The sequence below is a fragment of the Virgibacillus sp. DJP39 genome (genome assembly GCF_049310925.1).
Lineage (GTDB): Bacteria > Bacillota > Bacilli > Bacillales > Amphibacillaceae > Virgibacillus_F.
The window spans coordinates 1-23,868 of sequence record NZ_JBMERP010000053.1; the positions used below are offsets into that span (position 1 = coordinate 1).

The following is a 23,868-nucleotide window of genomic DNA, read 5'->3' on the forward strand; positions in this document are numbered from 1 at the left end:
GTCTCTTGACTATGCTTGTCGTCTCTGAGCAAGCCCTCTCCGCTTTTCTTGTGCTATAATGATAAAAATTGGTTGTTTGGGGAAAGGCGTTTGTTATGGGCGAGAATGAATCAAATTATCTGATTAAAGGTGCATTAATTCTTACGCTTGCGGGGCTCGTCAGTAAGGTGTTAAGCGCTGGTTATCGGGTGCCACTACAAAATTTAACGGGTGATATAGGTTTTTATATTTACCAGCAGGTATATCCTTTTCTAGGTATAGCGCTCGTACTCGGATTATATGGATTTCCGTCAGTTATATCAAAAGTAACAAATGATCTTCTTGAACAGAGAAAGACAATTTCTCTGAATAGCGTTTACATGCCATTCTTTTTCATACTACTAATAATTAATGGTTTTATATTTGCTCTTATTTATTTTAATGCACCAGATATAGCAGATTGGATGGGTGATCATAATCTAACAAGATCACTCCAGGCCACATCGTTTGTGTTTTTACTTATTCCGTTCACTGCAATAATGCGCGGTGTGTTTCAAGGCCACTATCAAATGCAGCCAACTGCTCTATCACAAGTTGGTGAACAGCTAATTCGAGTAGTTATCATTATCACTGCTGCAATTATGCTTTTTGTTCAGCAGGGGAATATATACAGAATAGGTGAAGCAGGTGCAATTGCTGCTATAGCAGGGGCATGTGCAGCAACCATTATTCTGGGTGTATTTCTTATGAAAAAGAGGCTATGGTCACGTGAGAAATATGTCGTACCGTGGGCTTATTACTGGAAGGTACTTCTTTTTTTTGGCCTTATCGCTGCACTAAATCACATGATTTTATTGGTTATTCAACTGGCAGATGCATTTACGCTTGTACCAGGACTACAGGAATTCGGCTTAACCCAAATTGCTGCAATGGAGGCAAAAGGTATATTTGATAGAGGACAACCATTAATTCAGCTTTGTACGGTAATAGGATCTTCATTTGCGTTAGCGCTTATCCCGAATCTATCAAGAGGAAAGTTAAAAGAAAGCCCTAAAGAGACCTACCATTTTGCGGGAAGTGCGTTATCATTTAGCTTTTTTCTAACAGTTGGAGCAACTGCTGGTATTATCCTTATTTTCCCGGAAGTTAATAAGCTCTTATACCAAAGTCAAAGCGGAACAGGAAGCCTTCGTATTTTAATGCTTGCAATCGTTTTTTCTTCGCTTTCAATAACTGTTATATCTATTCTGCAGGGGCTAAACAGGATGAAACGGACAGCATTTTTTATTATACTTGCACTTGTTTTAAAATGGATAGGCAATAACTATTTAGTTCCACTGTTCGGAATTACAGGGAGTGCGATGTCAACGGTACTGGCGTTAGTATTTTTATGTTTTCTCGTCTTTCTAGCTTTAAAAAAAGAGTTGCCGCACTTATATTTTTTTAGTCAAATGAAATGGCGTGCATTATTGCTGGCCACAGGTGGTATGGCAGTTGCTGTAACAGGGATGGATATTTTGGTCCCCGATAGGCTTCACGATGAGCGGTTCGTTTTATTAGCTTACGTTATGTCAGTGTCATTGTTAGGAGCTATAACTTACCTAATACTATTACTAAAATTACATGCATTTACTGAAAAACAACTGCGAATGCTTCCATATGCATCATTTCTTATACGTATACAAAGAGGGAGGAACAGCCATGGATACTAAAATTGAAGTAATTGGACTAGGTGCAGGAGACATCGATCAACTGTCACTTGGTGTTTATAAAAAATTAACCAATCACAAGAAAATTATATACACGCGAACAAGCGATCATCCCGTTATTGATTCATTAAAACAAGAAGGAGCAAGCTTTGAATCGTTCGATCACTATTACGAAAAAAACAATCAGTTTACGGATGTCTATGTAAAAATAGTAGAAGATTTACTGGAAAAGGCAAGGGAAACCTCCATCATTTATACAGTACCTGGTCACCCAATGCTTGCAGAAAAAACTGTACAGCTTTTATTAAATCAAGAGGATATACCTGTTGAAATAGTGGGCGGGCAAAGTTATTTAGACGATTTATTTACAGCATTGCAAATTGACCCAATTGATGGTTTTCAGTTCGTTGATGGCACATTGTTTGATCGCAGCCAACTTAATTACAGGCAGCATCTTATTTTTTGTCAGGTATATGATTCGTTCATTGCATCAAATGTAAAGCTTGCATTGCTAGAGGATCTTCCGCCTGAGTATATGATTACAGTTATCGAAGCGGCAGGTAGTAATTCTGAAACTATTACTAGCATCCCGCTTGAAGAGCTTGATCACAAACTTGAAGTCGGCAATCTAACAAGTGTTTATATACCACCGGCACCTTCTAGTGTCTTAAACCACACATTTGATCGGTTAAAAGAAGTTATTAGCAAATTACGTGGTCCAGGAGGTTGTCCGTGGGATCAAGCCCAAACACATGAAACATTACGTAAGTATGCGATCGAAGAGGTATATGAATTAATTGATGCAATAGATGATCAGGATGACGATGGAATTATTGAAGAATTAGGTGATGTATTGCTGCAAGTTATGCTGCATAGTCAAATTGGTGAGGACAACGGCTATTTTACAGTAGACGATGTCATACAATCTGTTACCGATAAAATGATTCACCGCCACCCACATGTTTTTGGTGGTACGAAGGCCGACACAGTGGGTCAAGTATATAAAAACTGGGATGCTTTAAAACAAGAGGAGAAGGGCAAAGAACGCCCGTCCCATTTGGATGGTATTCCAAAACATCTTCCCGCTTTATCAAAAGCTTCCAAGCTACAAGGCCAAGCGGCGAAGGTTGGTTTTGAATGGTCCGACACAGAACCAGTTTGGCAAAAGCTTGAAGAAGAGATCATGGAAGTGAAGGAAGCCATTGAAAAGAAAGATGATACAGAGGTAGAGAAGGAATTTGGCGACGTCCTATTTGTTATTGCAAATCTAGCAAGATATTATAAAATAAATGCAGAGGTTGCATTAAATCAAACCAATCAGAAATTCATGTCACGTTTTCGGTATATAGAGAAACAACTTACAGACAAGGGAAGACAGCTTGCCGATGCATCATTAGAAGAGATGGATTATTATTGGAATCAAGCTAAAGGGGAAGAGTGATTATATGCGTTTAGATAAATTTTTAAAGGTATCACGACTGATTAAACGACGTACATTAGCAAAAGAAGTAGCGGATCAAGGTAGAATTACCGTCAATGGGAATCAGGCAAAAGCTTCATCAACAGTGGCAAAAGGCGATGAACTGGTTATCCGCTTTGGTCAAAAACTAGTAACAATCAAAATAAATGATTTAAAAGAAGTTGTTCGTAAAGATGAAGCGGAAATGTTGTATAGCGTTGTGAAGGAAGAGAAGGTTGAATAGATGTCACCGCCCTAGTCATTTGTTCAACAAGATTAACCTGTATGAAAGGTTTAATTTAGAACTTCGCCATAGTGGTTTATCAAACAAGAAAATCCAGCAATCAGCTGAGTTTTCTTGTTTTTTAATGAGCATGTTTACAAATATAAAAAATGTAACTAATCACAAAGAAAAAGTTGGAATATTGATGATGGTCCAAATAAATATGGTATGAACCCTAAGGCGTTAAGTTAGATAAATAATCATTGCCCTATTTCATCTTTAAAGATAAATAGATTAGCTTATCCAATTTTTGTTCTATACTTGTCCTCCTTTTCATATAGTTATAATGATAAGGAGGACGATTTTTATGAATTATTATGAAAAGGAAACCCAGCCACTTGTAACCCAGCAGGAACATTCTCTGAAAATTAATAACCGGAAGAGTGTTGAAATCAGCGGCGTCAAAGAAGTCGATAGTTTTGATAACGAAGAGTTTTTACTTGAAACAGTCATGGGTTTTTTAATTGTACGAGGTCAAAACCTCCAACTGAAAAACCTGGATGTTAGCGAGGGACTGGTTTCAATAAAAGGCAAAATATATGAGCTTTCCTATGTCGATGAACAACATCAGGAGAAAGCTAAGGGATTCTTTAGCAAGTTGTTTAGATGATTCTATCCATTCAATTCATGACGATGCTCGCCATGGTTTTAGGAGGCTTCTATTTGGGTATAGCATTGGACACGTTTCGGCGAGCATCTCCACATTGGAAAAACTCTTTATTCCTTATTTACTTTATGGAAATTGGATTTTGGTTTTCCCAAACACTTTTACTGTTTTATATTTTATATCGTGTTAATGCTGGTGAATTACGATTCTATGTATTTGTGGCCGTTCTGCTCGGGTTTGCTGTATATCAGGCATTGGCTGCTGCGGCATATAAAAAATTACTGGAACACTTAATTCAATTTACCTTATCGGTTTATCACTTTTTGGCTAAACTAATTAACATGCTGCTAATTACACCAATAATTTTTATTTTCACACTGCTTTTTTCAGCTATCGCATATACAATTCAAGTGCTTTTTATTGTATTGTTGACAATAAGTAAGGTATTACTTGCACCTTTCAAATTTATAATTCTGTTAATTTATAATTTTCTTCCTGAATCAATTAAAAATTATTTTTACAAAATAGCAGGATTTTATAGTACAATGAAGAATATATGTAAGAAATGGTTGAAGTATATCACGTCTAAGAGGAGGTAATGAGCCTGTGACCGCAAAGAAAAAAACGATTACAAGATTAAGTTCGGATTATATGGAGCAATATGATGCACAAAAAGGAAGACAACTGAAAAAGAGGCAACGTCTAATTCGCCGTCTTGTGTTATTTTCTATCGTAGCTGTTATTGCGATCGGTAGTATGGCTACATATCATGTCAAACAACGTGCCCTTCAAGCTGAGAAACAAGAACAGTACGAACAGACTAAAGAAAAAATGGCGAAACTTGAGAATAAAGAAGCAGAACTTAAAGAAGAGATTCAGCTTTTGCAAAACGAAGAATATGTGCTAGAGATTGCGCGAACTAACTATTTCTTCTCCAAAGAAGGCGAATTAATTTTTAAACTTCCTGACACGGAACCATCTTATTGACACACTTTTATAAATCCGGCTATACTATAATAGTACTACATTACATTAATTTAAATTTTAAGGAGGAGCATTTTTTTTATGTCAATCGAAGTAGGCAGCAAGCTAAAGGGTAAGGTAACTGGTATTACTAATTTTGGTGCGTTTGTAGAACTCGGTGAAGGGAAAACAGGTTTGGTCCATATTAGTGAAGTTGCTGATAACTATGTCAAAGACATTAACGAACATTTAACTGTCGGTGATGAGATTCTAGTGAAGGTCATTAATGTTGAAAAAGATGGTAAAATTGGTCTTTCAATTAAAAAGACAAAAGATAAGCCGGTAAGACCTAAACCTAACCGAGATCGTAGTGAAACATTTGACCAAAAAATGAGTAAATTTCTAAAGGATTCTGAGGACCGTCTAGCCTCCTTGAAGAAGCAAACGGAAACCAAACGCGGAGGCCGAGGTGCTAAGCGAGGATAAAATTGCTGTCTATAAAGATGCTCTATCAATATAAATAGAAACAGGCGCTACTTACGACAAGGTAGCGCTTGTTTTTTTGCGTTAAACCGGTAAATTAGGGCTTGAATAGTCTAGTGAAACAGTTGATAAACTGCAATAACAAGCCAGCTGCATAAAAAAAGAAGGATTGCGACCACATATCGGGTGCAATCCTTCATTAATTTTATTATATAGCGGCAGAGGGGATCGAACCCCCGACCTCACGGGTATGAACCGTACGCTCTCGCCAGCTGAGCTACGCCGCCAAAATAAGCCACAAAAAATATATTACATTACTCGGCCAGTGGTGTCAATCCTTTCTTTCATTTCCCGGGAAATTTCCATAGAAAAAGAAACAGTAATTGTTGGTTTTTATAGGTTTTTGGGATTTACAAAGGTACTAATAAAAAGTGTACTTTATCGAATTTTGAAAGGGAAACAAGATATATAACGATTGACTGCCAGCCCTGCTTCTGTACATAGACGTGCGATGGAAAGTCGGAATGCTTCATATGGAAAGTGCTAATTCTTGTAGAAAAATAATTGATTTAAATAGAAGATAGTCGAACGATTTTATAAATATAGTCTGTTGTTTTGACAAAATAAAAATTCCCCTTGTGTTTTAATAATTCAAGAGGGAGTGGATTTATATGATTGATTCAATACCAAGAGCGGAATCCAAGGCATTGAGCCCAGGGCATAGCACAATGAGCAAGTGGCAAAGAAAGATATATTCTAAAACACAATCTATCTTATTAGAAAAAGGATGGTTGTTTTTTATTGTCGGATTCTTGTTAGGACGAGCTGTGATTTTGTCAGTAGTATCACCATTTTCTGTAGCCTTTTTAGCTACTATATGGCTTGTACATAAACGAATGGCGCCTAAAGTTATGCTTGCAATTTTAGCAGGTGCAATTAGCTATTCCGTTAATCAGGGTATTTTTATGTTTCTTGCAATGCTTGTATTTATCTTTCTTGCGGGGATCTTTAAACATGCTAAAAATCAACAGCGTGCCATTCTTACTTTTGTTTTTATCGCAACTATTTCCCCGCGTTTAATGCTTTACTCTGTTGCTGGAGAGCTGACACCCTATGAATGGATGCTTCTGTCAGTCGAGGGTGTGTTAGGAATAGTACTAGTATTGATATTTATGCAAAGCATTCCATTATTATCACCAAAAAAATATAAACCCTCTTTAAAAAATGAAGAAATAGTATGCATGATTATTTTAATTGCCTCAATCTTAACAGGGACAATTGGGTGGGAGCTGTATAATGCCTCACTTGAACAAGTTTTCTCTCGTTATTTCGTTCTAATGCTGGCATTTGTTGGAGGAGCTGCAGTTGGATCTACGGTAGGTGTCGTAGCTGGGCTCATTCTTTCGCTCGCAAATGTTGCAAACCTTTATCAAATGAGTCTACTGGCTTTCTCTGGATTACTTGGTGGATTATTAAAAGAAGGAAATAAGGTAGGGGTTAGTATTGGTTTACTAGTTAGTACTTTTTTGGTTGGTATTTATGGAGAATCGTCTAATTTGATTCCATCTATTACAGAATCTGCCGCCGCTATTTTACTGTTTTTCCTCACACCTGCAATCTGGGTTAAAAAACTTTCCCGATACATACCAGGAACGGAAGAATATACAAATGAACAAGAACAGTATTTACAAAAGGTTCGTAACGTTACAGCTAAAAGAGTCGAACAATTCTCTGATGTATTTAATGCTCTATCAAAGAGCTTTCAAACTGTAGAATATAGTAAATCCGAACCAGGAGATGATTATAAACGAGAAACTGATTACTTTTTAAGTCAGGTTACCGAAAAAACGTGCCAAGGTTGTTTTATGAAAAACAGATGCTGGCAACAACAATTTGATAAATCCTATTCCCTAATGGAAGGATTAAAAAATGATTTGGTTGAAGGTCGAGATCCAAGTGCTGGGGACGTACGAGCGTTTGAAAATCATTGTGTAAAATCGAAAAAGGTAATGGATGTAATGAGGGAAGAATTAACGGTTCTCGAATCAAACAAACGGCTTCAAAAGCAAGTTTCTGAAAGTAAACGCTTTGTCGCAGAGCAGCTTCGAGGTGTGTCAGAGGTAATGGATGATTTTGCAAAAGAAATTCTAAAGGAACGTCATCACCATGAACAGCAGGAGATGCAGGTAATTCAGGGACTTGAGCACATGGGTATAGAATTGGAGAAGTTAGACATTTTCAGCTTGGATAAGGGAGATATTGATATCGAAATGATGGTTAATCTTTATGAATACCGAGGTGAAGGTGCAAAGTTAATTGCCCCTATGCTTTCGGATATTCTAAACGAAGCTGTTGTTGTGAAGCAGGAAGAGATATCACCATTTCCAAATGGTAGTTGCTTTATCGTGTTTGGTTCAGCAAAGGAATACACAGTAGAAACGAAGGTCTCACATGCAGCTAAGGGGGGCGGCATTATTTCGGGAGACAGCTACACAACAATTGAGCTGGGTGCGGGTAAATATGCGATGGCAATTAGTGATGGAATGGGAAATGGTGAACGAGCGCATGAGGAAAGTGTAGAAACGTTACGTTTATTGCAGCAAATTTTACAGACTGGAATACCAGAAAAGGTTGCTATTAAATCGATCAACTCAATTCTTTCATTGCGTTCAACAGATGAAATGTTTGCAACACTCGATCTTGCTGTAATTAATTTGCATGATGCAGCTGTTCGCTTTCTGAAAATTGGATCGACTCCGAGTTTTATTAAACGGGGAGATGAAATGATTAAGATTGAAGCGAATAATTTACCGATGGGAATTATTCAAGAATTTGATGTTGATATCGTAAAAGAACAATTAGTAGCAGATGATCTCTTAATTATGATGAGTGACGGTATTTTTGAGGGACCTAAGCACGTTGAGAATGTGGACATATGGTTAAAGCGAAAAATACGGGAAATGCAAACTGTAGATCCACAGGAGGTAGCAGACTTATTATTGGAAGAGGTAATACGTACTAGATCAGGGGAAATTGCAGACGATATGACAGTGATGGTTGCAAAAATCTGTAAAAATACACCACAATGGGCAGCTATACCATCAACGCATAAGCACGCACAGTAAAGGAAATCAAAGCAGTTTGTTACACGTGAACACACAACCACCTCCGTATATTTTTCAATAATTTTGGCGATGATGGTTAGGAAAGAGTTGGAGGTGGATGGTATGAAAAAAGGTACGCTAAAACAAATCTTGTTAATCACAGATGGATGCTCAAATAAAGGTGAGGACCCCTCTGGAACAGCAACACTTGCTCATCAGCAGGGAATAACCGTCAATGTTATTGGCATCATGGATGATGATCAAACCGAACAGCCAGAAGGATTAGAAGAAGTGGAGGAAATTGCTCTTTCTGGAGGTGGTGTAAGCCAGATTGTCTACAAAAAATCTTTATCACAAACTGTTCAAATGGTGACAAAGCAAGCAATGACGCAAACATTACAGGGCTTTGTTAACCAAGAATTGCAACAGATTCTTGGTCCTAACAAAACGATGGACGAATTGGAACCGGATAAACGCGGTGAAATCATGGAAGTTGTGGAAGAGTTGGGAGAGACGTGTGATTTAGAAGTTCTTGTATTGGTTGATACGAGTGCAAGTATGAATGATAAATTACCCACTGTAAAAGAGGCATTGATAGATTTATCAATTAGTCTCAATGCACGAATAGGACGTAACCGTTACTGTGTTTTTACCTTTCCTGACCGACGAAAGGACATTAAAAAAATATTGGATTGGTCGCCAAAGCTTGACTCCATATCAAGCATATTCCCTAAACTAACAAGCGGAGGGATTACCCCAACAGGACCAGCACTACGTGAAGCGATGTATCAGTTCGGAAAAGATAATTTGTTAAGGAGCTTTAACGATGAAGATGAACCACCAATCGAAGAAGCATGGTATTGAGCTTAAAGCGGGAAAACAAATCACAGGGAAATGGCATAATAAAAGTTACACGGTTTTAAAAAAGCTTGGTAGTGGCGCTATCGGGAGTGTTTACCTTTGTGATGCAGGCGGAAAACGTGTAGCTCTAAAAATCAGCGAAAAAAGCATGTCAATGACGATGGAGGTCAATGTTTTAAAATCATTTCAAAAGGTCCAAGGTAGTAGACTTGGACCTCATTTGATTGACGTTGATGACTGGGTTATAACAAGCGGCAATACATTATCCTTCTATGTGATGGAATATATCCGCGGGCAATCATTATCTACTTTTATCAAACAACATGGAAGTACCTGGATTGGCGTTTTTATGCTTCAGCTCCTTGATGATTTAACTGAGCTTCATAAAGCAGGATGGGTGTTTGGTGATTTAAAAGAGGAAAACTTGTTAATTGCCCATACTACACGAAAAATTCGATGGATTGATGTTGGAGGAACAACTCAAATTGGGAGAGCAATTAAGGAGTATACCGAGTTTTACGATCGTGGCTATTGGGGAATGGGTTCTAGACGTGCAGAACCAAGCTATGATTTATTTTCCCTTGTAATGGTTTTTGTTAAGGTATTTTACCCAAACCAGTTTGAGAGAAATGGTAAAGACGGTGAAGTAGTAATCCTGTCAAAGATAAAGGAAGTTGCTCCACTGAGGCCATATTTACCTTGTCTTGCTAAAGCTGTCCAGGGAAAATACCAATCTACTACAGAAATGAAACATGATCTTGACCATATTTTTAATAGCCCAAAGTCAAGCCCTTCGAGAAAACGCAAAAGTCAGAAGGCATCTATCTTAGTGGAGTCTACAGGTATTTCATTAGTGGCGCTATTCTATTATATCGTATCCTTGCTCCTGCCTTAACAGAATGTCCTTCTCCAAACAGTATATGCACTTTTTTATAAGGTATGAAAGTATAAAAAATTTGGCTTTGTTAAGCTTGCATACAGTAACAGCCACGTCCAGCTCCAGCGCCCAGAGACTAGCGAGACTTCCCTCGCCTTCGTACGATAAGTCAACATCGGCTTCTCCCCCAGAGGAAGGCCGACTAAAAGCGGACTTGCCGTCCAACGTCGGCATACCCCTGTTGCAGGGGTATGTTTCCTTTATCTCCTACGGCTCAGTCCAGTCCGTACGTCTCTACCCAGGGCGCTTGCGCTTTTGTTCCTAGAATAAGGTATGATAAGATATAAGGGTTAACTAATATCTTGATTTGAAGGTGAAAGAAAAATGGAAGACAGCGTGCTAACGTTTATGAAACTAAATGGACTAGTAAAACGTAACACAACTATACTGGTTGGTGTTTCAGGTGGTCCTGATTCGATGGCGCTTCTTTATTTTCTTCATTCTTTAAAAGAGAAGTGGAACTTAAAACTTGTAGCTCTGACAGTTGATCACCAGTTGCGAGGAGAAGAATCTAAGGATGACTCCCGCTTTGTAAAAAAAATGTGCGAAAAATGGAATATCGAATTTTGTGGAACTTCTTTGGATGTCCCATCGTATAAAAAGAGTAACCATGTTGGAACACAGGTTGCAGCAAGAGAGCTACGGTATCAGTTTTTTTCTGAAAAAATGTACGCATACAATGCAGACTACCTCGCCCTTGGCCATCATGGAGATGATCAGATTGAAACCATGGCTATGGCTTTTGTCCGTTCAGCTAACAGCAGAGCAATGTCAGGCATACCCGTAAAGCGCCCATTTAGCTGTGGCACCATTGTTCGCCCATTTCTAGGAATAACGAAAAAAGAAATTAAGCGCTATTTACAATCAAATGAAATTGAATCAAGGCTTGATCCATCAAACTTAGAGACAGATTACACAAGGAATTATTTCCGCGAATATATAATCCCGTTACTAAAAAGTCAAAATAATAATATCCATTATACAGTACAGAAATTAAGCATGTATTTGAAATCTGATGAGGATTATTTAACAAATGAAGCACAAAAGCTTTTATATCAAGACGTTTTACTGAATGAAAATGATAAATCTGCTTCATTCAACATTGATTTATTTCAAAGCTACCACACTGCTTTACAAAGAAGAGTCTATCATCTAATATTAAAGCATCTGTATGATGAATTACCTAAAAATTTATCGTACATGCACGAGGAACAATTTTTATCATTAATAAATAATCAAAAAGCTAATGGTAGATTGGACTTTCCTCACGATCTAAAGGTGATAAAATCCTATCGTACACTTACCATCTGCTTCGAAAAAAATCTATCTGAGTCTACCCCTTACCATGAAGTTCTTATCATTCCCGGGCAAGTGTTATTACCGAATGGTACAATTATTCAAGCCCAATTTACAGAAGAACAATATAAAGAAAGTAAGGATTATTACTTGTGCAATAAGAATCAGGTTGCATTACCATTACATATTAGAACACGAAAGACTGGGGATAGAATGACTTGGAAGGGATTAAGTGGAAGCAAGAAGATCAAAGATATATTTATTGATGAAAAGATTCCAACAGGGTTGCGTGACACCTGGCCAATAGTGACAGATAACAACGGCGAGATCCTGTGGCTAGTAGGTTTAAAAAAAGGTGGACCAATAAATCAAACAGAAGACGCCTCATTTATTCAATTATATTTGGAAAAAGCTACTATGTAGGAGGAACAGGCATGCATGACGACATTGAACAAATTTTGGTAACAAAAGAGGAAATCGCAAAAAAGTGTGAAGAAATAGGCAAACAATTAACTGAGGAATACAATGGTAAATTTCCGCTCGCAATTGGTGTTTTAAAAGGCGCTATGCCATTCATGTCTGATGTGTTGCGCTATATGGATACACACCTGGAAATGGATTTTATGGACGTTTCAAGTTACGGAGGGAAAACGCGATCATCTGGAGAAGTTAAAATAGTTAAGGATTTGAACACGCAAGTAGAAGGAAGAGACTTGCTAATTATTGAAGACATTATTGACAGTGGTCTAACACTCAATTATTTAGTCGATTTATTTAAATACCGTAAAGCAAAATCAATCCGAATTGTAACCCTGTTGGACAAACCTTCTGGTAGGACTGCAGACATTAAGGCGGATGTTATTGGGTTTAAAATACCAGACGAATTTGTAGTTGGTTATGGATTGGATTATGAAGAAAAATACCGTAACTTACCATACATAGGTGTTTTAAAACCAAAAATATACAGCAGTGAAGAGGTATAGCAATATTTACTTCATTTTTTCACAAAATGATTGGTATTACTTCATCGAACATGATGTAAAATAGGAACAGAAGTTAACTTGGACTTCCTGCCATATTCAGGTATCGAAACAAGTAGGTGTAAGAAAGAGTTAAGTTTTAATATCTCTTAATAAAAAATAGTAAAAAAACAGTGACATATCTGAGTGGAATTAGTTGTATTCAAACTTTTTCCTGTGTTAGTATGTTATATAGTTTTTCCCGTCTGGGAGGAGGTTGACAATGAAACGATTAATGCGCAATGTGTTCTTCTGGTTCTTGATTTTTCTAGTAGTTGTAGCAGTTATAGAATTATTTAGAGGCCAGGATGAACAGGCAACAGAATTTAATGTAGAAGACTTTATGCAGGAACTCAACAATGGTGACATTGAAGAAATGACCATGCAGCCTGTTAATAAAGTTATTAGAATAACAGGTGAGTTGGCAAATGGGGATCAATTTATTGCCCAAGTACCTGAGAACACAGATATTGTTGCAAACATTTATGATATAGCAACAGAACAAAGTATATTGCATGTTGAACAAGAAGAGCAGCCAAGCGGGTGGGTCACATTCCTTACGACGATGATCCCGTTTTTAATAATAGGTTTATTCTTCTTCTTTATTCTTAGTCAATCACAAGGTGGCGGTGGCGGCCGAGTGATGAACTTTGGTAAGAGTAAAGCGAAGATGTTCACAGAGGATAAGAAAAAGGTTCGATTTAAAGATGTAGCTGGAGCAGACGAAGAAAAGCAAGAGCTTGTGGAAGTTGTTGACTTTTTGAAAGACCCACGGAAGTTCGCAGCAGTGGGGGCGCGTATTCCTAAGGGTGTTCTATTAATAGGACCTCCTGGTACAGGTAAGACACTACTTGCGCGTGCAGTTGCTGGTGAAGCCGGAAAACCATTTTTCTCTATAAGTGGTTCCGATTTCGTTGAAATGTTCGTCGGTGTTGGTGCTTCGCGTGTACGTGATTTATTCGAAAATGCAAAGAAAAATGCGCCATGTATTATCTTTATTGATGAAATTGATGCAGTAGGTCGCCAACGTGGAGCTGGTCTTGGTGGTGGACACGATGAACGTGAACAAACATTAAACCAACTTCTTGTTGAAATGGATGGTTTTGGTGTGAATGAAGGAATAATTATTATCGCAGCAACAAACCGACCAGATATTCTTGATCCAGCATTATTACGTCCAGGTCGATTTGACCGTCAGATTACTGTTGAACGTCCAGATCTTAAGGGACGAGAAGAAGTACTCGCAGTTCACATTAAAGATAAACCAATTAGTGCTTCAGTAGATTTAAAAACAATTGCAATGCGTACGCCTGGCTTTTCTGGTGCAGACTTAGAAAACCTGTTAAATGAGGCAGCATTAGTCGCAGCGCGTTCCGACAAGACAGAAATTGATATGTTCGACGTTGATGAAGCAATAGATCGAGTTATTGCAGGACCACAGAAAAAAGGTAAAGTAATTTCGAAAAAAGAACGTAATATAGTGGCATACCACGAGAGTGGACACACTATTGTAGGTATGGTCTTAGACGATGCAGACTTAGTTCATAAAGTTACTATAATACCTCGTGGGCAAGCAGGCGGATACGCTGTAATGCTACCAAAAGAAGATCGATACTTTATGACCAAACCGGAGTTATTTGATAAAATCACTGGATTATTAGGTGGCCGTGTAGCCGAAGAAGTAATATTTGGTGAAGTAAGTACTGGTGCATCCAATGACTTCCAACGTGCTACAGCAATTGCACGTAAAATGATTACCGAATACGGTATGAGTGATAAAATAGGACCACTGCAATTTACTAGTGGTGGGGGCAATCAAGTATTTCTTGGACGTGACATTCAAAACGACCAGACATATAGTGATGAAATTGCTCATGATATTGACCAGGAAATGCAGAACTTTATTAACTTCTGTTATGACCGGGCAAAACAAATTCTTACCGAGAATAAGGATAAGCTAGAACTCATTGCACAAACATTGTTAAAAGTGGAAACTCTAGATGCGAAGCAAATTAAATCATTGTTTGAAGATGGTGTGCTTCCAGAACCGGTAGAAGTAGAAAAAACCACTACTAGTGCTTCTGCAGAGGATAAGGATCTTGTCGTTAATATCCAGTCCAAAGATGAAGATACTAAGCCTGAAACATTTGATGAAGCAAAAGAAAAGGCAGACAAAGAATTAGAAGCTGATGTTCATGATGATGAAGATAAAAATGACTCTGATTCTAAAGATTCAACTAAAAAAGAATAATGGTGTTAGTAGAAACAGCCCTTCACGATATTGAGGGGTTGTTTTTATGTGAAACAAGAAATAAAATTGTGATATATTGTAAGTACTTATGGTAAGTTGGAAAGGTATGAACTAAGCGATGCTTTTTGTTCTGGATGTTGGAAATACCAATACTGTTTTAGGAGTATTCGAGAACGATCAATTAGCATATGAATGGCGGATTAAGACTGATCGCTATAAAACTGAAGATGAATTTGGTATGCTGATAAAATCATTATTGGAACACAGAGGGATTGATTTTGATGACATAGACGGAATTATTATTTCCTCTGTAGTTCCGCCAATTATGTTTGCTTTAGAAAAAATGTGCAGAAAATACTTTAATCAGGAAGCATTGGTAATTGGAAAAGATAGTGTCCAATCATTTTTGCCGATGAAGTACCCCAATCCAAAAGAGATTGGTGCTGATAGGATCGTAAACGCAGTTGGTGCTTTAGAAGAATATGGAGCACCTTTGGTCATTATTGATTTTGGAACTGCAACAACATATTGCTACGTTAATGAGAAGAAGGAATATGAAGGTGGTGCAATTGCGCCGGGGATTCATATATCACTCGAAGCGTTGTATCAAAAGGCGTCAAAGCTTCCTAAGGTAGAGATAACCAGTCCATCCAATGTGATTGGAACTTCAACTGTTGAAGCGATGCAGGCGGGGATATATTATGGTTATATAGGGCAAGTTGATGAAGTGGTTACAAGGATAAAAGAACAGGTAAATACAAATCCTACAGTTGTTGCAACTGGCGGATTAGCAAAGTTAATTGCAGATGATTCAAAGACAATAGATCATGTAGATCCAAACCTCACTTTAAAAGGTCTTTATATTATTTATAAACGCAACCAAGAGTTACAAACTAAAGAAAATAACTCTATTAAGTATTGAGCATTGTCTCTTTTTCTAGGCAAAATAAAGTATAAATAATTTTATTCTGCATAAATGCACTTAGGGCTTTCGCTATAAAGCCTAGCGATAAGCTAAGTTTTCTAAGCAAATTTTAATTTTAATTAACTGTGTCCATTAATTAATCAATTTAACAACACTCTTGGCCATGCAGCAGACAGTTTAACATGATAGGATTTCAGCAGAAAATTGCATAGCACTAAAAAAGTGTTTCCTTTTTCAGCATAAGTGCATAGGGCCTGGCGATAAGCCAAGTTTTCTAAAAAGCTTAACTGTCTGGCTAAGGGCTGTTCTCATAAAGGAGAGTTTCATCATGAAGGATTATTTAGTTAAAGCAATAACATATAACGGAACAGTAAGAGCCTATGCAAGTGTTACAACCGCAACAGTAGGCGAGGCACAACAACGTCAGGATTCATGGGCTACAACTTCTGCAGCTCTGGGTCGAACCATTACAATTACTGCTATGATGGGTGCAATGTTAAAGGGCGATGATTCGATAACTGTCAAGGTAGAAGGTAACGGTCCAATTGGGCCAATTATTGCTGATGGCAATACACATGGAGAAGTGTGTGGTTATGTTTCTAACCCCCATGTTGATTTTGATTTAAATGAAAAAGGTAAACTTGACGTTGCAAAAGCAGTTGGTACAGAAGGAAGTATTAGTGTCATTAAAGATCTAGGATTAAAGGATTATTTTACAGGACAAGTTCCAATAGTTTCTGGAGAAATTGGCGAAGATTTCACGTATTACTTTGCTAATTCTGAACAAATTCCATCAGCTGTAGGTGCAGGAGTCTTAATAAACCCAGACCACTCCGTCTTAGCTGCAGGAGGGTTTATTGTCCAGGTTATGCCAGGTGCAGAAGACGAGGATATTGAAAGGTTAGAGAAACAAATACAAAGTTTCCCTGCAATCTCCTCGTTAATTCGTGAAGGAAATTCACCGGAAGAGATTCTGCAAAAGCTATTTGGTGATGAAGAGGTAAAAATACTTGAAACGTTACCTATCACTTTTAAGTGTAAGTGCTCAAAAGAACGAATAGAGCAAGCAATTAGTGGGTTAGGCAATGAAGAAATTGAAAAAATGATTGATGAAGATCACGGAGCTGAGGCAACCTGCCACTTCTGTAATGAAATATATCAATTTAACGAACAAGAACTTGAATTACTCAAACAAACAGATAAATAAGAAGATAGGGAGCTTTATATGCCAAAAAAATTATTACTGGGGATAATAGTTGTTCTGATTATCACGAATGTAGCAACACTTTTATTTTGGAATAAGCAAGATGGTAAAGTAGCAATAAATACAGAGAACGCAGAAGTTGATGTTAAAGAACCAGTGGCAACCGTAGGAGAAGAAACAATTTCATTTGATTCGTGGATGAATGAGCTGCGTGAGACACACGGTAAAGCAGAACTAAAACAGATGATTGATAAAAAGATTGTTACTAAATTAGCTGAAGAAAATGACATAAAAATCAGTGATAAAGTTATCAAGCGTGAACTTGCTTTGTTAACTGGAATGCAGGGGCCAATGTCTCCAAAGGAATCTGAACAAAAGGAAAAAGAATGGCGAAAAGATATTATTTATCGCTATCAATTGGGAGCCCTGCTGACGAAAGGCACCACTATTCCGGAAGATGAAATGAAAGCTTATTATGACACGTATAAGAAACAATATAATTTTTCTGAATCAATGAAGGTATCACATATAATCGTTAGTGATATGGAAACAGCTAAAAAGGTGAAAGAGGAACTGGATAACGGTGCTTCATTTGAATTACTAGCTAAAGAATATTCGATTGATGAGGACACTAAAAAAGATGGTGGGTATCTGGGTTATTTTCAAACCAATAGCCAATTTTTACCTATGGGTTACTACGATGCCGCTAAAAAAATGGAAGAGGGAACATACAGTGAGCCATTTAAGAGTAATACTGGGGTAGCCATTATTCTTCTTCATAGCCTATTACCGGATATTAACTTTTCCTATGACGAAATAAAACCTTACCTCCAAAGAGAATTGGCTCTAGATGAAATGAACCAGTCATTAACTACGAAACCACTCTGGGACAAGCTTGATATTCAATGGATCTACGGTGATAAACAAGAATAATAGTATTAAATTGTGTATTGTTTGACAATTTACACTTCACCGCGTACATTAGAATTAAATCATATTAAGTTACTAGGAATTAGGAGGATGTCAAATGAGAGTTGCAGACAGTATAGTTGGTTTGATTGGTGAAACGCCATTGGTGAAATTAAATCGATCAGCAGATCCGGATAGTGCAGATGTGTATTTAAAACTAGAATTTATGAATCCAGGTAGTTCAGTTAAGGACCGAATTGCTTTAAGTATGATAGAGGCAGCAGAGGAATCCGGGGCATTAAAAGAAGGTGATACCATTATTGAACCAACAAGTGGTAATACTGGGATTGGCCTGGCAATGGTTGCTGCTGCAAAAGGTTATAAAACAATTCTAATTATGCCGGATACCATGAGTCAAGAGCGCCAAAAGTTGTTACGTGCTTATGGAGCAACACTGATTTTGACCCCTGGTTCAGGTGGAATGAATGCAGCCATTAAAAAGGCTGAAGAATTAAAAGAAGAGAATGGCTATTTTATGCCACAACAGTTTAATAATAAGGCTAACCCTGCAGTACACGCGCGCACTACAGGAAAAGAAATAGTTGAACAGATGAAAGATGGATTGGATGCTTTTGTTTCAGGTATCGGAACTGGTGGAACAATTACAGGAGCCGGTAAAGTGTTAAAAGAGCACTTTAAAGGATTAAAGGTATATGCAGTTGAACCAACTGATTCCGCAATCTTATCTGGTGGCTCACCAGGACCGCATAAAATACAAGGACTTGGAGCAGGCTTTGTTCCAAAAGTACTGGATACTGACGTTTATGATGAGGTCATCCGTGTTTCTAATGAAGAAGCATTTGCAACGTCACGTGAAGTTGCTAAGAAAGAAGGAATTCTTGGTGGAATTTCTTCAGGAGCTGCAGTAAGTGCCGCTAAACAGGTGGCAAAAAAGCTTGGCAAAGGTAAAAAGGTTGTTGTTGTACTTCCAGACAATGGAGAACGTTATCTATCAACACCGTTATACCAATTCGATGACGAATAATTAGATAAGTGTAAGGGACTTGTGCCGTTTAGCGGTGCAGGTCCTTTTTTTTGCAGGTAAGAAAGTATAAATCCTTTCTTACTGCATAAGTGCAACTAGTGCTTTCGCCATTAAGGCTTGGCGATAAGCCAAGTTTTCTAAAAAAATTTTCTTTCCTAATCAAGTCTAAAAACTAGCATTATAAAAAGGTTGAAAACTTGTATTTGGATTTTACACAACATTAAGGACTTGACTCTTTCACGACGCCGTTCCGGCAGAATACTTCGCTTTCCGCGGGCACGGCCTCAGCCTCCTCAGAAGCAAAGAACGCTGCTTCCGGGGTCTTCGGACGCGTGCTGTTCTAAGCAGGATTCTTCGTATTCTGACTCCACTAAGATAGAAAACTGCGCATGACCCCTATGTTTCATGGGACTCCTTCTCCCTTGAAAAGCGAGTGTTTTTCCGTAGCGCTGGATCAGCACCAATCTAATAAAGGATGGTAGGAAACAAACATACCAGTTACGTCACAGTCTATACATTTTGTGTCTAAAACAACAATCTTTTAGAAAACTAGGTGATACAGCAAACGTTATTTACGCTTATTGACTGTTATGATACGATTATAAAGAATATGCCGTTGGAAGAAGGTATGATCTATGGATACAATATTGAAGACAAAATCGGTCACTTATGATTTATCAAAAAGAACACATATAATGGGTATTTTAAATGTTACACCAGATTCCTTTTCAGATGGTGGCAGCTATACAACCATCGAAGAAGCAGTTAAACAGGCAATAGAAATGGAGAAACAAGGTGCTGATATACTGGATATAGGTGGAGAATCCACACGCCCTAATCACCAGCCAGTTTCTATTGAAGAGGAAATCAACCGTATAGTGCCAGTCATAGAAGCGATAAAAGGCGCTGTAAACATTCCAATCTCGATTGACACATATAAGGCGGAAACAGCGAGAAGAGCTATACAAGCTGGAGCAACAATAATCAATGATGTTTGGGGTGCAAAAAAAGATCCTGAAATAGCTAAGGTTGCAGCAGAATATGATGTACCAATTATATTAATGCATAACCGTACGAATAAAAATTACCAATCATTAATAGATGACTTGAAGGATGACCTATTAGAAAGTGTGGATATCGCATTACGTGCAGGCGTAAAAAAAACGAATATCATTTTAGATCCCGGAGTTGGTTTTGCTAAAACTGCAACAGATAATCTTGTGGTTATGAACCATTTGGAAGACATTGTTGCAATGGGATTTTCGGTACTATTGGGAGCATCCCGTAAATCATTTATTGGTCATATATTAGACGTCCCACCTATCGAACGAGACAATGGGACAGGTGCAACAACCTGTATAGCCGTACAAAAAGGTGTACAAATTGTTCGGGTTCATGATGTAAGACGTAATGTTGAATTAGCTAAAATGATGGATGCAATGCTTGCTGGAGGTATAGCTAAAGATGGATAAAATCATATTAAAAAATCTACAGTATTATGGATACCACGGGTTGTTGCCAGAGGAAACGAAATTAGGCCAACGGTTTAACGTGGACGTAGAACTAGCAGTTGATTTGAAGAAAGCTGGTCTAAGCGACAAAATGGAGGACTCTATTCATTACGGGCAGGCTTATGAAGTGGTTCGTTCCATTGTAGAAGGCGACCCGAAGAACCTGATTGAGTCTGTTGCTGAGGAAATTGCCAATAATCTATTCAAGAATTTTGATTTACTGCAGGCTTGTACGGTAAGGGTTATAAAGCCTAACCCTCCAATTGATGGGCATTATGAGTCTGTGGCAGTAGAGATATATAGGGAGAAAAAATTATGAATACAGTGTTTTTGGGACTAGGTACAAATATTGAATCGCGTTTTACCCATTTGCAAAAAGCGCTGCAAGAATTAAAAAAGAATGAGTATGTGACGATTGTGGACCAGTCATCTATTTACGAAACTGCTCCTGTGGGGTATAAAGACCAGGCAGATTTCTTGAATATGGTTATAAAAATTGGAACATCTTATACACCTTTAGATTTGCTAGATGTAACACAACGAATTGAAAAAAGTCTAGGGAGGAAACGTGGAATTAGATTCGGACCTCGTACGATAGACCTTGACATTTTAACCTATAATCATGAAAATAGAAAAACAGAAAGATTAATTCTACCTCATCCACGTATGTATGAACGTGCATTTGTACTAATACCATTAAATGAATTGGATTGGTCCCTGCCTCTAAATGATGAAGGGAAAAGTGTGGCAGACTACGTTAACGAGTTGACTCAGCAAGATGTAAAGGATGTTAGAAAATGGACACCGCCAAGACAGGAAGAAGAATAAAGGCATTCCGTAAATTAAAAGGCTACACACAAATTAATTTAGCAAAAGCATTACACGTTTCCATCTCCGAATTGCGTGCGGTAGAGCGTGGTGTTAAGGAAACTCCTGATATACTGCTTGACCAAATATCGTCTTTATTATCAGTTTCAAGGGAAGAGTTAATTGGGCAGACGGAAATAAAGGATGTTAAATAATGTTCCGAATTGGTGATATAACAATTCCAAACAAGTAGTTCTGGACCCTATGGATTAATCATGTAGAAACACGCGAAGGCTTACTGGAAGTATTATATTCTTATGCAAAAGAATTAGAGGCGAGCGTTGCTTCATAATATAATCCCCCTAGGAAATAGCCCTATTCCTGCCGGTTTCGTACTGGCATTTTTTTATTTTACAGAACTTAAAACGAGAAAGCCTATTCCTCCAGGTGCGGGATCAATCGCTTTCCTTTTAAATTAACGACTTTTTTACTTTTGTATCTATCTAATGCATGAAATAAAGTTTTATTTCCTATATAATGAACAAAAACCACGCTTGTTCAAGAATTAGAGAAGTTATCCTTGTAATCATAGCCTAGATAAAACAAGCAACTACTGTGTAAAAATAAAAATTGTAACTATTGGAGTGATGATGGTGTCAGAAGAAATAAATGAACAAATGCGCGTACGTCGAGAAAAGCTAACCACCTACCGAGAGCAAGGGATTGATCCTTTTGGAGGTAAATTTGACCGCACCCATACTGCCGAAGCATTAGCTGGTGAATACGATTCGTTTTCCAAAGAAGAGTTAGAGGAGAAAACGGATCAAGTTACCATAGCTGGACGCATGATGACTAAACGTGGAAAAGGAAAAGCAGGATTTGCTCATGTCCAGGACCTAAGTGGCCAAATACAAATTTATGTGCGTAAAGATATGATTGGTGATGAAGCTTACGATCTATTTAATTCAACAGACATGGGAGATATCATCGGGGTAACTGGTGTTATGTTTAAGACAAAAGTGGGAGAAATATCTGTAAAGGCTACTGAATTTCATCTTTTATCAAAGTCTTTACGTCCTTTACCGGAGAAATATCACGGGCTAAAGGATATAGAACAACGCTATCGTCAGCGTTATCTGGATTTAATTACTAATGAGACTAGTAGAGAAACGTTTATATTGCGAAGTAAAATCATCCAATCAATGCGTAAATATTTAGATGCAAGTGGATTTTTAGAAGTTGAAACACCGATGATGCATGGGATTGCAGGTGGTGCATCAGCGCGACCATTCGAAACACACCATAATGCATTAGACATTCAATTATTTATGAGGATTGCAATAGAGTTACACCTAAAACGATTAATTGTAGGTGGTATGGAAAAGGTGTATGAAATTGGACGAGTCTTTCGTAATGAAGGGGTTTCGACCAGACATAACCCTGAGTTTACAATGATGGAACTATATGAAGCATATGCTGATTTCCAAGATGTTATGGAGCTTACGGAAAATTTGATTGCACATATTGCAAGTGAAGTTTTAGGAGATACAACGCTAATGTATGGTGACGTAGAAGTGTCACTTGCTCCAAAATGGAAGAGGCTGCATATGGTTGATGCAGTGAAGGAATACGCCGGTGTGGATTTTTGGGAAAAGTTAAGTGATGAAGAAGCTCGTGCTTTAGCGAAAGAACATGGAATAAAAATTCAGGACTCGATGACATTTGGACATGTAGTGAATGAGTTCTTTGAACAGAAAGTTGAAGAAGAACTAATTCAACCAACCTTTATCTTTGGTCACCCTGTAGAGATTTCACCACTCGCTAAGAAAAATAAAGAAGATGAACGGTTTACCGATCGATTTGAACTATTTATTGTTGGACGTGAACATGCAAATGCTTTTAGTGAATTAAACGATCCAATAGATCAGCGTGAACGTTTTGAATCACAGCTTAAAGAGCGTGAACAGGGAAATGATGAGGCGCACTTAATGGATGATGATTTCATAGAGGCATTAGAATATGGTATGCCACCTACTGGGGGACTCGGTATTGGTATTGACCGTCTGGTTATGCTTTTAACCAATTCGCCTTCCATTAGAGATGTATTATTATTTCCGCAAATGCGTAATAAATAAATAGAGGATAGTAGGTTATACTAGAACATCTAAGGAAACCGTAATGGGGGACTTAGGTGTTCTTTTCTATTAAGTATGCTACTCAAGATCACCGTAATGCTTATGTTGACAGCCTAGCTAATGGCCTTGTTAGTGAACTTATATAGGAAGTTTTGTTGTGCAGATGGTTAGGTTAAATTCATTTTGATAATTACCAATTATTTCTTTTTAATATTTCTCTTGATTTCATCATGGAATCATGGTAAATTAGTTTACGTTGTCTTTTAAACAACTCTACTATCGCTTTCAAACAATAACTAATTAATTCATAAAAAGTTATTGACTTTATCAATTATAAATGATATATTAATAAAGTCGCCAATTTGAGACGGCAGTTGAAAT

General features: G+C 37.7%; 22 protein-coding genes and 1 tRNA gene. 22 read left to right on the top strand and 1 reads right to left on the bottom strand.

Annotated features, from left to right (window positions below):
• Nucleotides 1–95 precede the first annotated feature (95 nt).
• The 7 genes from ACOI1D_RS14990 (at nt 96) to ACOI1D_RS15020 (ending at nt 5,486) form a co-directional block, all read left to right on the top strand.
• Complete coding sequence (locus ACOI1D_RS14990) at nt 96–1,691, top strand: putative polysaccharide biosynthesis protein (RefSeq protein WP_422502212.1); 1,596 nt, start codon at nt 96–98, stop codon at nt 1,689–1,691.
• Nucleotides 1,681–3,129, top strand: a complete 1,449-nt coding sequence (gene mazG, locus ACOI1D_RS14995) for a nucleoside triphosphate pyrophosphohydrolase (RefSeq protein ID WP_422502213.1) — start codon at nt 1,681–1,683, stop codon at nt 3,127–3,129. The genes ACOI1D_RS14990 and mazG overlap by 11 nt, the downstream gene beginning before the upstream one ends.
• A 4-nt stretch (nt 3,130–3,133) precedes the next feature.
• Complete coding sequence (locus tag ACOI1D_RS15000; RefSeq protein WP_422502214.1) at nt 3,134–3,391, top strand: RNA-binding S4 domain-containing protein; 258 nt, start codon at nt 3,134–3,136, stop codon at nt 3,389–3,391.
• Nucleotides 3,392–3,737: 346 nt separating this feature from the next.
• Entirely contained in the window at nt 3,738–4,040 is a 303-nt protein-coding gene (gene yabP / locus ACOI1D_RS15005) for a sporulation protein YabP (RefSeq protein WP_422502217.1), read from the top strand.
• Nucleotides 4,037–4,636, top strand: a complete 600-nt coding sequence (yabQ, locus tag ACOI1D_RS15010) for a spore cortex biosynthesis protein YabQ (protein ID WP_422502219.1) — start codon at nt 4,037–4,039, stop codon at nt 4,634–4,636. The genes yabP and yabQ overlap by 4 nt, the downstream gene beginning before the upstream one ends.
• Before the next feature lie 7 nt (nt 4,637–4,643).
• Nucleotides 4,644–5,024 carry an FtsB family cell division protein gene (locus ACOI1D_RS15015; RefSeq protein ID WP_422502220.1) on the top strand — a complete coding sequence of 127 codons (381 nt, stop codon included), beginning with the start codon at nt 4,644–4,646 and terminating at the stop codon, nt 5,022–5,024.
• A gap of 78 nt (nt 5,025–5,102) precedes the next feature.
• Nucleotides 5,103–5,486, top strand: coding sequence for a S1 domain-containing RNA-binding protein (locus ACOI1D_RS15020; protein ID WP_422502223.1), 384 nt, complete (start codon nt 5,103–5,105; stop codon nt 5,484–5,486).
• Between the two features lie 210 nt (nt 5,487–5,696).
• Here the strand turns inward: ACOI1D_RS15020 and ACOI1D_RS15025 are convergent.
• A tRNA-Met gene (locus ACOI1D_RS15025) sits at nt 5,697–5,770 on the bottom strand.
• Nucleotides 5,771–6,154: 384 nt separating this feature from the next.
• On the opposite strand from ACOI1D_RS15025, the gene spoIIE reads away from it, so the two are divergent.
• From spoIIE to lysS, 15 genes are all read left to right on the top strand, one after another.
• Nucleotides 6,155–8,608 (top strand): stage II sporulation protein E, encoded by a 2,454-nt coding sequence (gene spoIIE, locus ACOI1D_RS15030; RefSeq protein WP_422502225.1) that lies wholly within the window; start codon nt 6,155–6,157, stop codon nt 8,606–8,608.
• A gap of 102 nt (nt 8,609–8,710) precedes the next feature.
• Complete coding sequence (locus ACOI1D_RS15035) at nt 8,711–9,451, top strand: VWA domain-containing protein (protein WP_422502227.1); 741 nt, start codon at nt 8,711–8,713, stop codon at nt 9,449–9,451.
• On the top strand, nt 9,414–10,343 hold the full coding sequence (locus ACOI1D_RS15040; RefSeq protein WP_422502228.1) for a serine/threonine protein kinase: 930 nt from the start codon (nt 9,414–9,416) through the stop codon (nt 10,341–10,343). The genes ACOI1D_RS15035 and ACOI1D_RS15040 overlap by 38 nt, the downstream gene beginning before the upstream one ends.
• A gap of 366 nt (nt 10,344–10,709) precedes the next feature.
• Nucleotides 10,710–12,104 carry a tRNA lysidine(34) synthetase TilS gene (gene tilS / locus ACOI1D_RS15045; RefSeq protein WP_422502230.1) on the top strand — a complete coding sequence of 465 codons (1,395 nt, stop codon included), beginning with the start codon at nt 10,710–10,712 and terminating at the stop codon, nt 12,102–12,104.
• An 11-nt stretch (nt 12,105–12,115) separates the two neighbouring features.
• Nucleotides 12,116–12,664, top strand: a complete 549-nt coding sequence (gene hpt, locus ACOI1D_RS15050; protein WP_422502232.1) for a hypoxanthine phosphoribosyltransferase — start codon at nt 12,116–12,118, stop codon at nt 12,662–12,664.
• Nucleotides 12,665–12,923: 259 nt separating this feature from the next.
• On the top strand, nt 12,924–14,951 hold the full coding sequence (gene ftsH / locus ACOI1D_RS15055) for an ATP-dependent zinc metalloprotease FtsH (protein ID WP_422502234.1): 2,028 nt from the start codon (nt 12,924–12,926) through the stop codon (nt 14,949–14,951).
• A 118-nt stretch (nt 14,952–15,069) separates the two neighbouring features.
• On the top strand, nt 15,070–15,873 hold the full coding sequence (locus ACOI1D_RS15060; RefSeq protein ID WP_422502236.1) for a type III pantothenate kinase: 804 nt from the start codon (nt 15,070–15,072) through the stop codon (nt 15,871–15,873).
• A 331-nt stretch (nt 15,874–16,204) separates the two neighbouring features.
• Nucleotides 16,205–17,083, top strand: a complete 879-nt coding sequence (gene hslO / locus ACOI1D_RS15065; RefSeq protein WP_422502238.1) for an Hsp33 family molecular chaperone HslO — start codon at nt 16,205–16,207, stop codon at nt 17,081–17,083.
• A gap of 18 nt (nt 17,084–17,101) precedes the next feature.
• Nucleotides 17,102–18,013, top strand: a complete 912-nt coding sequence (locus ACOI1D_RS15070) for a peptidylprolyl isomerase (protein ID WP_422502240.1) — start codon at nt 17,102–17,104, stop codon at nt 18,011–18,013.
• A gap of 94 nt (nt 18,014–18,107) precedes the next feature.
• Nucleotides 18,108–19,034, top strand: coding sequence for a cysteine synthase A (cysK, locus tag ACOI1D_RS15075; RefSeq protein ID WP_422502241.1), 927 nt, complete (start codon nt 18,108–18,110; stop codon nt 19,032–19,034).
• A 635-nt stretch (nt 19,035–19,669) separates the two neighbouring features.
• Nucleotides 19,670–20,506 carry a dihydropteroate synthase gene (folP, locus tag ACOI1D_RS15080; protein ID WP_422502242.1) on the top strand — a complete coding sequence of 279 codons (837 nt, stop codon included), beginning with the start codon at nt 19,670–19,672 and terminating at the stop codon, nt 20,504–20,506.
• Complete coding sequence (gene folB / locus ACOI1D_RS15085) at nt 20,499–20,864, top strand: dihydroneopterin aldolase (RefSeq protein WP_422502243.1); 366 nt, start codon at nt 20,499–20,501, stop codon at nt 20,862–20,864. The genes folP and folB overlap by 8 nt, the downstream gene beginning before the upstream one ends.
• Nucleotides 20,861–21,373, top strand: coding sequence for a 2-amino-4-hydroxy-6-hydroxymethyldihydropteridine diphosphokinase (gene folK, locus ACOI1D_RS15090; RefSeq protein ID WP_422502245.1), 513 nt, complete (start codon nt 20,861–20,863; stop codon nt 21,371–21,373). Before folB ends, folK begins: the two co-directional genes overlap by 4 nt.
• Nucleotides 21,343–21,567, top strand: coding sequence for a helix-turn-helix domain-containing protein (locus tag ACOI1D_RS15095; RefSeq protein ID WP_422502247.1), 225 nt, complete (start codon nt 21,343–21,345; stop codon nt 21,565–21,567). The genes folK and ACOI1D_RS15095 overlap by 31 nt, the downstream gene beginning before the upstream one ends.
• Before the next feature lie 438 nt (nt 21,568–22,005).
• Nucleotides 22,006–23,487, top strand: a complete 1,482-nt coding sequence (gene lysS, locus ACOI1D_RS15100) for a lysine--tRNA ligase (protein WP_422502249.1) — start codon at nt 22,006–22,008, stop codon at nt 23,485–23,487.
• The last annotated feature ends 381 nt before the right edge of the window (nt 23,488–23,868 follow it).